General features: G+C 44.6%; 12 protein-coding genes. 8 read left to right on the top strand and 4 right to left on the bottom strand.

Going from position 1 to position 14,371, the window contains the following annotated elements:
* Positions 1–38: 38 nt before the first annotated feature.
* Positions 39–2,339 (bottom strand): helix-turn-helix domain-containing protein, encoded by a 2,301-nt coding sequence (locus tag AC1DM9_RS16220; RefSeq protein ID WP_477581028.1) that lies wholly within the window; start codon positions 2,337–2,339, stop codon positions 39–41.
* Positions 2,340–2,593: 254 nt separating this feature from the next.
* On the opposite strand from AC1DM9_RS16220, the gene AC1DM9_RS16215 reads away from it, so the two are divergent.
* The 3 genes from AC1DM9_RS16215 to AC1DM9_RS16205 are packed head-to-tail and all read left to right on the top strand — an operon-like array spanning position 2,594 to position 6,022.
* Entirely contained in the window at positions 2,594–3,538 is a 945-nt protein-coding gene (locus AC1DM9_RS16215) for an ABC transporter permease (RefSeq protein WP_477509529.1), read from the top strand.
* An 18-nt stretch (positions 3,539–3,556) separates the two neighbouring features.
* Positions 3,557–4,426 carry a carbohydrate ABC transporter permease gene (locus AC1DM9_RS16210; RefSeq protein WP_441878376.1) on the top strand — a complete coding sequence of 290 codons (870 nt, stop codon included), beginning with the start codon at positions 3,557–3,559 and terminating at the stop codon, positions 4,424–4,426.
* 54 nt (positions 4,427–4,480) lie between these two features.
* Positions 4,481–6,022 carry an extracellular solute-binding protein gene (locus AC1DM9_RS16205; protein ID WP_441878378.1) on the top strand — a complete coding sequence of 514 codons (1,542 nt, stop codon included), beginning with the start codon at positions 4,481–4,483 and terminating at the stop codon, positions 6,020–6,022.
* Between the two features lie 65 nt (positions 6,023–6,087).
* On the opposite strand, the gene AC1DM9_RS16200 is transcribed toward AC1DM9_RS16205, so the two are convergent.
* Both AC1DM9_RS16200 and AC1DM9_RS16195 read right to left on the bottom strand, forming a co-directional pair.
* Complete coding sequence (locus tag AC1DM9_RS16200; RefSeq protein WP_076266432.1) at positions 6,088–7,269, bottom strand: NAD(P)/FAD-dependent oxidoreductase; 1,182 nt, start codon at positions 7,267–7,269, stop codon at positions 6,088–6,090.
* A gap of 36 nt (positions 7,270–7,305) precedes the next feature.
* A complete protein-coding gene (locus AC1DM9_RS16195) occupies positions 7,306–7,746 on the bottom strand; it encodes a DUF1641 domain-containing protein (protein ID WP_054025638.1) in 441 nt (146 codons plus the stop codon).
* Positions 7,747–8,095: 349 nt separating this feature from the next.
* On the opposite strand from AC1DM9_RS16195, the gene AC1DM9_RS16190 reads away from it, so the two are divergent.
* Entirely contained in the window at positions 8,096–8,419 is a 324-nt protein-coding gene (locus AC1DM9_RS16190; protein ID WP_339205605.1) for an MGMT family protein, read from the top strand.
* A 133-nt stretch (positions 8,420–8,552) separates the two neighbouring features.
* Complete coding sequence (locus AC1DM9_RS16185) at positions 8,553–9,014, top strand: hypothetical protein (RefSeq protein ID WP_441878385.1); 462 nt, start codon at positions 8,553–8,555, stop codon at positions 9,012–9,014.
* A 181-nt stretch (positions 9,015–9,195) separates the two neighbouring features.
* Here AC1DM9_RS16185 and AC1DM9_RS16180 read toward each other — a convergent pair whose 3' ends face one another.
* Positions 9,196–11,436: a GDYXXLXY domain-containing protein gene (locus AC1DM9_RS16180; protein ID WP_477581233.1), complete on the bottom strand. Its 2,241-nt coding sequence runs from the start codon at positions 11,434–11,436 to the stop codon at positions 9,196–9,198.
* Between the two features lie 260 nt (positions 11,437–11,696).
* Between AC1DM9_RS16180 and AC1DM9_RS16175 the strand changes: the two genes are divergently transcribed.
* Genes AC1DM9_RS16175 through AC1DM9_RS16165 form a run of 3 tightly spaced genes read left to right on the top strand, consistent with a single transcriptional unit; the run spans position 11,697 to position 14,370 of the window.
* On the top strand, positions 11,697–13,145 hold the full coding sequence (locus AC1DM9_RS16175) for a DEAD/DEAH box helicase (protein ID WP_477581025.1): 1,449 nt from the start codon (positions 11,697–11,699) through the stop codon (positions 13,143–13,145).
* A gap of 10 nt (positions 13,146–13,155) precedes the next feature.
* Complete coding sequence (locus AC1DM9_RS16170; RefSeq protein WP_477581023.1) at positions 13,156–13,731, top strand: class I SAM-dependent methyltransferase; 576 nt, start codon at positions 13,156–13,158, stop codon at positions 13,729–13,731.
* Positions 13,732–13,752: 21 nt separating this feature from the next.
* The gene (locus AC1DM9_RS16165; protein WP_477581021.1) at positions 13,753–14,370 is read left to right on the top strand and encodes a class I SAM-dependent methyltransferase; all 618 of its coding nucleotides are present in this window, start codon (positions 13,753–13,755) and stop codon (positions 14,368–14,370) included.
* The last annotated feature ends 1 nt before the right edge of the window (position 14,371 follow it).

Here is a 14,371-nt window from a genome sequence, read left to right as displayed (position 1 = left end):
AGGGTGTACCCTTCTCGTGCAAACAGCCTTTTTTGTGTTTATTTTGTATGTTGTTCACGGTACTGCGCAGGTGAAATGCCATATGTTTTTTTGAACAGCGTGAAGAAATAGGTTGTGTTGAGCACGCCGACACTCTCGCTGATGACCGCAATGGAATCATTTGTTGTCGTAAGAAGCCGCGTAGCTTCCTCCAGCCGAATCTTCTTTAAATAATCATTAAACGACAGCTGCGTATGGGTGCGGAACAGCTTGCCGAGGTAGCCGGGAGATAACTGTACGGTCTCTGCTATCGTTTCAATGCCCAGATCAGACTCATGATAATGCTTCTGCAAATAAGCGCAAACCGATTCAATCAACGTATCTGTTTTGGTCGTTTGCTTCTTGTCCATCATGAGGCCGATAAGGGTACAGAAGTGACGAAGCAGCGAGTGAACCTCTTGAAGCGTTTCCTTCTTCTGCAATTGGTTAACCGTATCGTAATATTCTTTGGAATATTCCTGCATAATGGGCAACGCGCCGTCAAAATCACGCAAAAGGGCGTTCAAAAGCTGATTTGCGCTAGAGATGGCTTGATAGTAGCTCATCTCGCTCAGCTGCTTCATAAATTGATCAAGTGCTTGATTGACCTTGTCATTGTGGTTTAAACGAAGCTCCTCGCATAGCTTCTTCTCAGCTGCTGCAGGGTACACACTTGCTTGCTGCATGACCTTAACAACCATAGCTTCATGAATAATAGCCTGATGTCCGTAGAAGAAACGATACTTGGCGTATTCCTGTGCCGATTCGAAGGAACGATCAATTTCATATTTGTCATTAACCGTTTCGCCTAGGCTGAACGTAACCGTAAATTTGAAATAGTTATAGATGACTTCTTGAATTTCGCCAAGGGTTAATAAGATATGCTCGGGCACGGATGGCGAATCCAGAAACAACAAAATAGCTAGTGTTTGCTCATCTACGACGATCGTTTCGTTTTTCGCATGTTTCTGAAGCAGCTCATTCGTAATATTACTGACAGAGAAGCGGAAAAGTCCCTGTTTTGTCTGATTGTTATGCTGCGCAAACTCCGTAAATCGATCGATTTGCGCGACGATAACGACATAATTCGAGCTGGTAAAATGCTCATTAATCGCGGATTGGATCATATGTGTCGCCGATAAGTCATGCAGCGTTCCATGCAATAAATGTTGAAGATAGGTTTTCTTTAGCACCGGCAAAGACTGCTTCTGCTCCAGTTCAACCATATTGGCTTGATCAATGACGTTGGAGAAGGCCTCTGAGAGCAGTGCAAATTCATTTTGATTTTGCTCAGTGAGCGGTTTTTTGTTGCCCGTGACTTCATGCACTTTCTTAATTAGACGGCCAAGCGGATTATAGAGCTTATTTGTGGCAAAGAAAGCCGTTAATGCACCAAGCGCAATAATGACCATAGCAATCAAGCCGGTAAAGGTTCGCAATACGGAAATATCCGAAATAAGCAGTCGGTAAGGCTTAACACTGACAAAATACCAATTAAGCTGGTTTGATTTCACAAAGGTGACCAGCTGTTTCGATCCGTTCACTTTAGCCTTGAAATGTCCGGCATTCATGGACGAATTCAGAATGCGTTCGATATGGGGCATCGATGCGAAGCTTTGCATGAACTGGTTCGCATCGGTATGGGATAATACAAGCCCGTCTGCATTCATGACAAATACATCATCGTTAGCGCTGCTAATCGCTTTGATCGTATTCAAAATATACTGCTCATCCACATGGATGGTGATAGCTCCTTTGTATGCAGAGGTAAGCGCATAGTTTGGACGCAAAATCGCAGTGAGCACATGTTCCGGCTTGCTTGTGCTTGGAGCGTTTGGCATACGAAGCTGGTTTGCGAACAGCTCCATATACTGCAAGTGATTGATATCCGTAATTCGCTCCTTCTCCAAATCATTTAACACATAGGTTGTCCCCGCCGTGTTCAGATACCGCTTCGTATGATCGTTGTAAATGCCAATGTATTTAATGAACGGATAAGTGGACTGGATATCCAGAAGAATATCCATCGCGTCACGATCCTGTACATAATCATGTTCTTTATTCATCAGTACGGTAATGATGCGATTATTGCTTAACAAATGGTTGCCTATCGTTTCAATTTGCTCATGAACGATGCTGGAGGTATAGCTCGTTTGCTGCAGCATGGAAATGACGTTTTTGCTAATCGTCTCTTCCGTTTTGGAAGCAAAGAAAAAGTATAAGGTGCTGCTGACAGCTAGAACAGCGAGTGCGACGAGTAGGATGTAATAAATCAACATCTTGCGGTAAACGGAATAATTAAATAATTGCTTCCATTTCATCGGGCCTGTCTCCTTACTCCGTTAATAAATGAATCGCTTACATCGTTTATTTAGAAAACTTTAAAATACATCCATCTTTAATGCAACGTTCTTTCGCTATATTAGCAAAAATTGAAGGTTTAACTGATTTTTATAGTCCCGAAAAGCCTTGATTTTAAAGGGTTTATCAAGATTTTAACTATTCAGCGGCACTTGCCGCGGCGCATACTGAAATCACCGAAAACAAACAAATCATCATGAAGGGAGATGCTGCTGTGAGCAAGGCTAAAGGTCAACGGCAAAAGCGATACACTTTTTTTACCGACATTAAGCGGAACAAGGTTTCATATTTGCTCGTCTTGCCGGCGATGCTTTACACATTCGTATACGGTTATATGACGCTGCCTTATATGGTTATCGCTTTTCAAAAGTTTAATTATACAAAGGGCATCTTCGAGAGCGACTGGGTAGGATGGAAAAACTTCGAGTTTTTCTTCAACTCAACGGCTGCTGCGATGGTCACTTGGAACACGATTAAGCTGAACTTTTTATCTATTTTATTTGGGACGATTGTCGCGCTTGCATTCTCTATTCTATTGAATGAAATTCGCTCACGCGTATTTAAGCGAGTATCGCAGTCGACGCTGTTGTTCCCGCATTTCTTATCGTGGATTATCGTCAGCTACATCGTCTACAGCTTGTTTGCAACCGAGCATGGCCTTATCAACAACATGCTGGAGACGTTTGGTTTTGATCCGCACAATTGGTATTCCGATCCTAAGCCATGGACATGGATTTTGGTCGGGCTCAGCATCTGGAAAGAGACAGGCATGTCCGCCGTCATCTATTTAGCAGCGATTACTGCAATTGATGACTCCTTGTATGAGGCTGCAAAAATCGACGGAGCCAATCGCTGGCAGCAAATTAAATCCATTACGATTCCAATGTTGATGCCGACGGTATCAATTCTAACGCTGCTTGCGATCGGCAAAATCTTTTACTCCGATTTCGGAATGATCTACGCCATTATCGGCGACAATGGGATGCTTTATTCGACAACGGATGTTATCGATACGTATACGTTCCGAACGCTTCGTACATCGGGCAATCCTGCGATCGCCATGGCTATTGGATTGTATCAATCCGTCGTTGGATTTGTGCTTGTTCTATCTGCCAACTGGATTGTGAAGAAATTCAATAAAGATAGCGCGATGTTCTAAGGAAAGGAGGGAATGTGCTTGAAAAAAATAGATGTATTTCAAATCGTTAATACGATTTTTGTATTGTTGTTCGCACTGCTTTGTACGCTTCCCATCCTGCTCGTTCTCATCGTGTCTTTCTCGGATGAGGAGTCTATCCTAAGAAAAGGCTACAGCTTTATACCGGATCACTTTTCACTAGAAGCCTACAAATCGGTATTCGGCAGTAATGATCAGCTGCTGCAAAGCTATGGGGTTTCCATCGGCGTAACGGTTATTGGTACTTTAGCGGCAGTCGTCATCACAGGAATGGCCGGTTATATGCTTGCCAATCGACAGGTTCGTTACCGCAATCCAATTGCGTTGTTTTTCTTCATCACGATGCTCTTTAACGCAGGCCTTGTGCCTTGGTACATGATGAATGACCTTTTAGGATTCAAAAACAATCTGCTTGCCCTTATCGTACCGACGCTAATATTCAGTCCCTTTAATTTGTTTCTCGTTCGCAATTTCATGCAGGAGCTGCCTGAAGCTCTACTAGAGAGCGCAAGAATTGACGGAGCTAGCGATGCTTATATCGCGTTTCGCATCGTATTTCCATTATCGTTGCCCGTTCTCGCTACGGTAGCACTATTTTACGGATTAGGTTATTGGAACAATTGGTTCAACGCGATCATGCTGGTCGACAAAGAAAGCTTGTACCCTTTGCAATATTTATTGTATAAGCTGCAATCCGAGATCAATATGGTGAACCAGATGCAGGGCTTGGTCACTTCCAACATAACGATTCCAACCGAGTCATTCAAAATGGCGGTAGCTATCATAACCATTGGTCCTATCGTACTGCTTTACCCGTTCCTGCAGCGCTTTATTATCAAGGGTCTTATCGTTGGAGCAGTCAAAGGATAGATATGTCGCCTTAGGGCCATATATAATTAAAGATTCAGAGAGGGGTTAATCAAGATGAACAACAGGAAGATGCGCTTTATTCCGGCAAGCTTGGTTATTGTTATGATGCTCGTTCTTATGATGGCTTGCAGTAATGCGGGAGACAAAGCGGGTTCAAACGGCAACGCCAGTGGAAACGAAGGGGATAATGCTGAAGTATTACCGCTGAAATACGTGATTCCGGGTACAGCCAAACCTCATACCGATGATGTTGTCCAAAAAGTAAATGAAAAGCTGAAGGCTGACGGTGTTAACGTTAAGCTGGAAATAAATTTTATCCCTTGGGATGCTTGGGATCAGAAAACCAACCTAATGCTGAGCACAGGTGACGAGTTTGACATGCTGCATGTTATGGAGAACAGCTCCGTGCCTACTGGCTCCTATGTTGGGCGAGGCGCGCTTCAGCCGCTGGATGAGCTCATTGACAAGTATGGTCCAGAGCTGAAAAAAATCATTCCTGACTACGCATGGGATGCCGCAAAGATCGATGGTAAAATCTATTCCGTTCCGGCTGTATGGCGCTATGAGACCTCAGGCAGCGGTGAGATGGGCACGCTTGGCTTCCGCCAAGATTTGCTCGATAAAGTAGGCATGCCTTTCCCAAAAACGTCGGACGAGCTTATCGCAACGGCTGAGAAGATGCAGCAAGCTTCCGACAAGAAATTATATATTCAAACGGAAACGGATGTTACGCCAGTATTTTTACACCGTACGTACGATTCATGGCCATTTTTTGTAGATTACCGCGAACAAATCATTAAGGTCGATCAAGCGGGCAATATAAGCTCGTGGCTCGAGAGTGAAGAATTCAAAAAGGATGCAGAGTTTTTCCGCCAGCTGTATGAGAAAAAGCTGATTAACCCTGATATTTTGACGTATAAGAAGGAAGAGCGCGACAAAGCTATGACACTGGGCGATTTTATTTACAGCACGAACGGCGCTTTGTACTCTTCGATCGCAATTGCAAGAAATAATCCAGAAGCAAAAGTAGGTGAGGGTTATTTGGCAGAAGAGAAACCGCTGCTTCAATACTTGGCATTCGGAAATACTAATGCAGTTCCAATTACATCGAAGCACCCAGAAGCAGCTATTATGTTCTTGAACTGGCTGTACAGCAATAAGGATAATCACAACCTATTCCTATATGGGGAAGAAGGCACGCACTACAAAGCGGTAGGCGAGCGTACGGCAGAATTTATTCGTGACGCGAATGATGAATCGTATTATTTTGATTCATGGATGATCGGCAACATTAACTACATGTTGTTTGATGTGAAGACGCCGGAAGATTATTTGAAAATGCAAACGACAGAGCCATCGAATCCAGTTGAATTCTCACCTGTTCTTGGTTTCCGCCTAAATACGGAGCCGATTGCTGTTGAATATGCGAATGTGCTATCCGAAGTGAAATCGAAGATCATTCCAATTAAAATGGGCGTGGTATCCTACGATAAATACTTCCCGGCAGCTCTTCAAAGCTTAAAGGCTGCTGGATTAGACAAGGTTGTCGCTGAATATCAGAAGCAATTTAAAGAATGGCAGGCATTGCAGAAGTAAGATTAGCTGATGGGTAAAACAAAAAGAAGGAGGGCAGCTGCCCTCCTTCTTTTTGTTTGTGTATATTAGTAAGCTAGTGCGAACAAACCGTGAATATGTGACAGGTAACGAACGTTACTTGCTTCCTTCATAAGGGAAGCAGGCAAGCCCTTAAGCTGTGTCGCGTTGCCGCCGATTGTGCCCACGCCATCTTTACGGCCAAGGCTGCCCAGTGTTCCGGAGAATACAGGTACAAACTTATCCATAACGCCGCCTTTGATTTGAACCGCTAGGTTGTAGCCTACCGTTTCGCCCATTTGCCAAGCAAGCTGAGCTGTTGGAGGGTAAGGACGTTCGCTGCCTTCTGGGAATACAACTGCGCAGTCGCCAGCAAGGAATACATCAGCGTGTGAAGTTGATTGAAGCGTTGGTGTAACAAGTGAACGACCACGGTCTTCTGCAAGACCGCTGCTGCCGACAACTGGATTACCTTTAACGCCGCCAGTCCAAATGATTGTGCTGGATTCAATCGTACGACCGTCTTTAAGCGATACGGAGCTTTTTGTAGCTTCTGTAATCGCTACGCTAGTGATGAAGTTAACGCCACGTTTCTCAAGGCTTGTTACAGCGCGATCGATCAATACTTTCGGGAAGATTGGCAGAACGGCAGGGCCGGCTTCTACGCAATACAGCGAAATATCATTGAAGTCGATGCCTTTGCTGCGGCAAATCTCAGGAAGTCTGTCAGCGAATTCGCCAACAAGCTCAACGCCAGTCAAGCCGCCGCCGCCAACAACGATTGTTGCGTCAGCTTTGTTGCCTGATTTTTTGTAAGCGTCAAGACGATCTTCAACATGCTTGCGGATTTTGTTAGCATCAGCAACGGATTTAAGAACAAGGCTGTTCTCTTCCAATCCTGGAATGCCGAAGTAGTTTGTTTCACTTCCAAGTGCTACAACAAGAGTGTCGTACTTTTGCACTTGTCCGCTTTCAAGAACCACTTGCTTCTCGTTAGGTTTAATTTCTTTAACCGAGTCAACGATGATGTTAACTTGTTTGTCGCCTAGAAGCTTGCTAAGCGGTAGAGCAACTGCTTGCTCAGCAATTGTGTCACCAGCAAGTCTGTGCAGCTCAGTAATGATTTGGTGAGTTGGAAAACGGTTTACGATTGTGATGCTAGCTTCTGCTGCAGTCAAATGTTTGCGTGCTGTTAGAGCAGTAAGAAGACCGCCATAACCGCCACCAAGAATTAGTATTTGCTTCGACATGTTCATCCTCCGTTCGTTCTATACGTATTCGGTGTATTATACTTTATCGTTTTTGCGTTCAGACAAAACACTTAGGAAAGCTTGCGCGAAACGAAGCGTTTTTTGAACTTCCGGATCTTTAAGCATTTTCAACATAGCGAATAGGCCAACAGAAGAGTTAGCCGCTTCTTGCGAGCGCTCGCCAGCTTCAATAGCTGCTGTTGCGATACCTTTTGCTTTCTCTTGAACCGGTTTAACGAATTCACCGATACCTTGAGCGAAATCGTTGATCAACACTTTGTCTGTAGCGATGTTTTGTGCAAAATCATAAGCTTTGGTCATTAGAGTAACCATTTCAGCTAATTTAGGCAGGCTGTCCACGAGTACAGTTAGAGACTCTTGAACCTCCGGCTTCATCAATTGATCAAGTACATCCAACGTTTGTTTTTCTTCGACGAGGCTAGCTGCAACCTCTTGTCCAGCAGATGGTTGTGACATAATAGAATGTCCTCCTTTACGTAAATTTGAAAGTAAGTTGTAGTCTCAATTGTGTCAGCCGCTAAAGATAAGATGCATCCTGAAAGATTGTTACACTTTTCACATAGTTACTCGAAAAATGTTTATGCAGACGTAACAGTCTTATTTCTGCGTGAGGCAGAAGGATGTGAATGCGCGTATGACGTAATCGGATTAAACCCTTTGTTTCTATTCTACATCGTTTTCACCAAAAGTTAAAAAGAAATTTATTGCTTTCGGTAAAAAGATTTGGAATATTGCTGACATGAAGCGCAATTCAGTTATGATAATAAAAAACAATGATTAAAAACATACATAAAGGAGTTCTAATATGCAGCCCTATACGCAAAGAGTTGTATCCATCATTAAGGCGATTCCGGAAGGCACCGTAATGACGTATGGTCAAGTCGCAGAACTGGCTGGCAATCGCAGGGGGGCAAGGCAGGTTGTCCGAGTTCTGCATTCGATGAGCGGCATTTATAATCTTCCCTGGCACAGAGTTGTTAATGCAAAAGGGGAGATATCGATTCAAGAGGAGGAAGCTCGTTACATGCAGATCTTTTATTTAAAAGAGGAAGGTGTTGCAGCGAGCGAGGACGGTCGAATTGATTTGGAAAAATACCGCTACAATCCGGAAAGAGAAGAAGAAAGATGACCTTGCCCGGATGAAAATTATGCTTCTTCGCGGTTAAGCGGCTGCGATTAACTTTTTCTAATGAGGCCCCATTTGAAACCCCGTATCCGAACCTTTATTATGGTATAGACCATTCGGAAGGGAGAGAAAGAACATGACAACAGAAATTACACCGGGAAACGTTAGAAACTTCACAGTTTCCACCGAAATCTTTTATAACCAAAGCTTGGATATTTATTCGCAAATGATTTATATCGTACTCAGCTCAAGCACGGCGGATTCCGCATCGCTCACCTTAGACGAGGTTGCCAAAAAAGGCCGTATGACGACAAAACTTGCAATAAAAGCGATGCAAGCCTTAGTTGACGAGCAGCTAATCCCACATAAATTGTTCCGTAAAATGATCGGTGAATTCCAGGATGATCGCTTATCTTGGGCAGCCAAAGGGCTGCTCACGTATTGCAAGGAGCATAAAAACATTACATTGCCTGAACTCTTAGCACTATCAGATCAATCTGGCGAGGATGAGGTCAGCATTCGGAAGGCATTGATGGAACTGGAGAGAAACGGTTATTTAGAGGAATTTACGGAATTGAACAAATTGATGCACGGATAATCGAAAGAATATGGAAAAAAGCCATCAACGTCCTCAGCAAACGGAAGCAGCGTTGTTGGGCAAATATAAGCTAAGTAGATGAAATATTTCCTTCTATTTTGAAAGAAGCAGGACCTTCACAGCTGTTGCGCTGTATAGGTCCTGCTTCTTTTTTTGTTTATTGGCGGTCAATTATACAGCACTATTCTTTCGTTAATTTCTCTAGTATAGCGTCGCCTTTTGTTCCAACCATTACATACGCGAAGCGGGCATTTTGCTCCGTTTCCAGCCCAGTGCCTTCGGGTACAAAATAAGATTCTATGCCGTACTGGATGTTTCTCCAGCCGCTAGTGGAACCGTTAATAATGATTTCCTTGTCAGCTAAAGGCTCACCTTTTTTATATAAACGATCCAAGTTGTATACGCCGCCGGCACCTTGTTGAAGCACGACCTTAATTCGGCTGTTGCTTGGACGTCTTTCCAGTTCCTGAGTGATGTGATCTGGCGGTACCGAAATATTGTATTGGAGCGCTACATAATCGCCTTGCAAAATGGATCGTGGATCAAGCGGCACGATGGCCAGCTTAATCGGAGTGCCGCTCGAGAGCAATATTTCGCTTACTGCGGCATGGTAACCGACATAACCGAGCTGCAGCACTACAACGATTGCAATGAGAGCGGGGCTTCTGCGCAGCAATCGGCTGAAAGAGTCCGCTTGCTCAGACACTGCTGCGCGTGTTCTATAGGCGTAAATATAAGTCGCTGCTATGATAATCACGCCAAGCAGAGCGAGTGTAATCGACTTGTGCAATAACGTCCAGAACAAGTCGTAATATTTGAACGCAAGGAAAATGAACCAGAATACGAAGCTTATTGCTGCTTCAAGAGCTTGGCTGCGCCTAACAAATAGAAAGGCTGCGATCGTAACTACAATGAAATTCAATATATTAAATAGCTCATATGAGTAAGGGAAAATGTTATCCATAAAGGTTAGCCAAAATAGAAGCAGCAAAGTAAAGAACCAACCGCATTCTCTTACATGAATCTTGAAGGCGCCTTCTCTGAGCAGATGGTGACTAGCGTAAATGACTGCATTGAGCGACGTCACGATGAACACGATGAAGGAAGCCGCATTATGAACAGATCCAAATAACTGAAACAGAAGAATAGCGATATTGATATTCAGTAAGGTATAGATAAAGAAATGCGGTACCCTTCCTTGCCATTTGAACCATCCGACAAGCAGTACCGCTATGAAAAAAATAGACAAGGCTGAAGTATCAATCCAAGCGGTAGAGATAAGTCCAGCTATATATCCAATCGTAAGCACCGTGTAGCGTACAGCCGTATTTAAGCGAGTCAGCAGCAGTGTTGGAATAATAAACAGCAGTGACACTACAAATAAAATGTTTTCGGGCGGGATTTCACCAGCGGCTAATAGTACTAAGCCTACTAAGGAGATACTGCCAATCAAAACACCGATTACGGTAACGATTGTGAATGCGATTTTGCCAACAAGAGTGCTCTTATGTTCTTCTGATGGATGGGATGCTTGGTCAGCTCGTTCATTAGAGCTTGACTGATGCTTGCCGAGCTTGTTTAAGTAACGGAAGAAAAAGACGTTGGATGTGAGTAATAAAGCGACAAAGAGGAGTCCGAATATAAAAAATAAGGTGGAATAATGCTCGGACATCAGCTCGAAATATTTAAATACAGCGAAAGCGGAAGCAGCCAGCGCGTTAAGGGTAAGCATGATTTTGTCCAGGCGAACTTGGGTGAAATAATAGAATCCGAACGCGATTGCCGCAGCGCTTGCGACGTTCATCCATGCGCCATAATGTTCGTATAGATCGGAACTTGTCAAGACGAGCAAAGAAATATGAAAGGCAATAAAGCTCATGAATTTAAGTGGTACTGATGAGAGACGTTTGGCTTCTATTAATGCGAATAGAATAAGATTGATAAGCGCAAATAACCAGCCAATCAGCAAAATTTCTTGGTCGCTATGGACGATAGAATAAGCGCTTGGGAAAAAGTATTGCCACAGGGTTAGATGAACGAGTATATAGGCAAGGATATAAAAAGGATTAAAGCGGGTAATGAACGCGAGCAGCAGGGCAGGAATGGACCAGACGAGAAACAGCTCATAGGTGTCCGCATGTGAATTATATATTTGATTTAAAAGGGCAACCGCCACGCCAAACGCGACACAGCCGCCGACTAGAAAAGTAACAGACAAAAAATAGTGATGCCCAAGCATTATTTTCATTTTGGAAAAAACGAAAGCTGCGCCATAGAATAACACCATGATGCCGGCAGACGCGAGAATTTTATCGGCGCGGACCAGGCCGCCCCAGTTCGCCGCGAAGAAATAGATGATGGAAGCAAGCAGCAGTGAAACGCCCATTAGAAACCCAACACGCGCAACATTTAATCGAAGCATAGCACTCACAAGCCTTTCTAGTTGATCTGGCTTTTATTATAATGACCCAATCTAAAGTGAACTAGTACTCACTTTTTGTAGTACTGCCTTGCTTAGAGCGAAGCAAGCTCTTATACGATATAACCCGATTTAGCGGTGGATCTAACAAATAAATTTTGAAAGCTGGGCTGTACAAAGGTTTATGAATCAAATGGGCCGTTATTATGCTATTCTTATGGTTACGAAAGATTTAACTACTAAAGTGCGGAAGAGGTCTATAGATGAGTGAAATAAAGTTTGCGGATTATGCGTTAAGCCAAGAAATCGTTCGAGCGTTGGAGAGCCTGTCCTACGAAACGCCAACGGAGGTGCAGCGCGAGGTTATTCCGGTTGCGCTTGAGCAAAAGGATTTGGTCGTTAAATCACAGACGGGCAGCGGTAAAACAGCAGCCTACGGCATTCCATTATGCGAGCTGGTCGATTGGAACGAAAACAAGCCTCAGGTGCTTGTACTGACACCAACGAGGGAGCTGGCACTGCAAGTCAACGAGGACATTACCAATATCGGCCGCTTCAAGCGGATCAAATCGATGGCTGTCTACGGTAAAGCGCCTTTCCATATCCAAAGAGCGGAACTTAAGCAAAGAACGCATGTGGTCGTAGGGACGCCTGGACGCGTACATGATCATATTGAGCGTGGAACACTTCCCATCGAACGAATCAAATATTTAGTCATCGACGAAGCGGACGAAATGCTGAACATGGGCTTTATCGAGCAGGTACAAGCTATTATTCAGCAGCTGCCAACGGATCGAGTGACAATGCTGTTTTCTGCAACGTTCCCTGAGGATGTAGCTAAGCTGGCGCATAGATATATGAACACTCCTGTACAAGTAGAGATCAAGGCAGAGGGACTTACGACTGCTACGATTGAGCACTCGGTTATTGAGGTGAAGGAAGCAGATAAGTTTAAGCTGCTCCAAGACGTGATGATCGTCGAAAATCCGGACAGCTGTATTATTTTTTGCCGGACACAAGAGAACGTGGATCAAGTGTTCAGACAAATGGCGGAGCTCGAATATCCGTGCGACCGCATCCATGGCGGAATGGAGCAGGATGAGCGTTTTGAAGTAATGAATGCGTTCCGCAGAGGGCAATTCCGTTATTTGGTTGCAACGGATGTAGCAGCACGAGGCATTGATATTACGAATATTACGCATGTCATCAACTTCGATATTCCGCTGGAGAAGGAAAGTTATGTTCATCGTACGGGCAGAACGGGACGGGCTGGCAAGACGGGCAAAGCGATCACCTTCGCAGCATCTAAGGATGCAAGGCGCCTAGCTGAAATAGAAGGCTACATCGGATTTAGCATTAACAAAGCGAAGGCGCCATCGGAAGAAGCGGTTGACCTTCGCAGAGAAGATTTTGAAAAGAAGCTCAATATCGGTCCAGTTCTCAAAAAAGACAAGCGCGAGCAGCTGAACAAGCAGATTATGAAGCTTAACTTTAACGGCGGCAAGAAAAAGAAGCTTAGAGCGGTCGATTTTGTCGGAACCATTGCCAAAATAGAAGGCGTGTCCGCGGAAGATATCGGTATTATTACGATTTTGGATAATGTTACCGATGTTGAAATTTTGAATGGCAAAGGCTCACTAGTGCTGGAGGTTATGCGAAATACGACAGTGAAGGGCAAGCAGCTGAAGGTTCGCAGAGGGAATAAGTCTTAACTAATCCTCCATGAAACAAGATAGGGAGATCATCGTGGAAAGCTTCATCTATCAGAATGTTTTGATGGTCGTGGCAGCTATCGTGCTGATTGCCTTGCTGTCCATCGTATATGTAAGCTGGCGGAACGGCATTTCGCCTATGCCTTCCTCAGCGCCGGTGCGGCGGGTTGTAGTTGATGAGATCAGACGGCTGCAAAGCCGCGGCGTTATGGTGGAGGCGGGCTCCGGCTGGGGGACGCTCGCGTTTCAAGCGGGGAGAACCAACAGAAACCTGCGGATCATTGGAATCGAAAATTCAGTTATCCCCATGTGGATATCTTTTATGGCTGCGAAACTCGAAAATCGGACGAATGTATCGTTCAAAAAGGGCGACTTGTACACATATTCGTACCGGGATGTGGATATGGTTGTGTGTTACCTCTATCCGGGTGCGATGCGGCGTTTAAGCCCCATTTTTCACGAGCAATTAAAGCCGGGTGCACATGTTATAAGCGTATGTTTTGCGCTGCCGAACTGGGAGCCTGAGCGTACCCTTATTTGCCGCGATATGTATCGGACGAAGGTTTATGTATACAAGGTAAAGTAAACATCATAGAAGGAGGAGCAAATGATGGAGATGGAATTGAAGGAGCAATTTGGCGGCATCGATATTTATTTATTTGATCAGCTGCTGAAGGGATCACTGACTAAGGATATGCGTATTCTTGATGCAGGCTGTGGCTCAGGGAGAAACCTGACGTATTTGCTCCGCAGCGGCTATGATGTATTTGCAATCGATCGATCAGAGACGGCTATTCAAGAGTTGCAGCGGTTAGCGGACTTGATAGCTCCTAAATGGGCGAAAGAGCAGGCACGCGTGGAGGCGGTAGAGCAGATGAGCTTCGCCGATGCCAGCTTTGATTTTATTATTAGCAGCGCGGTTCTGCATTTTGCCGACAATGAGGAGCATTTTGATCAAATGGTTAATGAGCTCTGGCGCGTGCTTAAGCCAGGCGGGAAGCTGTTCGCTAGGTTGGCCTCCTCCATTGGCATGGAGTCCCGTATGCAGCCGCTTGGTGAAGGACAATATCTGCTTCCTGACGGAAGCAGACGTTTTCTGGTTACGGAGGAAAAACTGCTTGGAATTACGGCAAAGCTGAGCGGGCATTTATTCGAGCCGCTCAAAACCGTTATCGTAGCAGACAAACGCTGCATGACTACTTGGTGTGTAGAAAAATCAGGCTAAT

Source organism: Paenibacillus sp. 01T431, assembly GCF_056398625.1.
The sequence above is the reverse complement of the archived record's forward strand: the minus strand, read 5'-3'. Positions and strand labels throughout refer to the sequence as shown.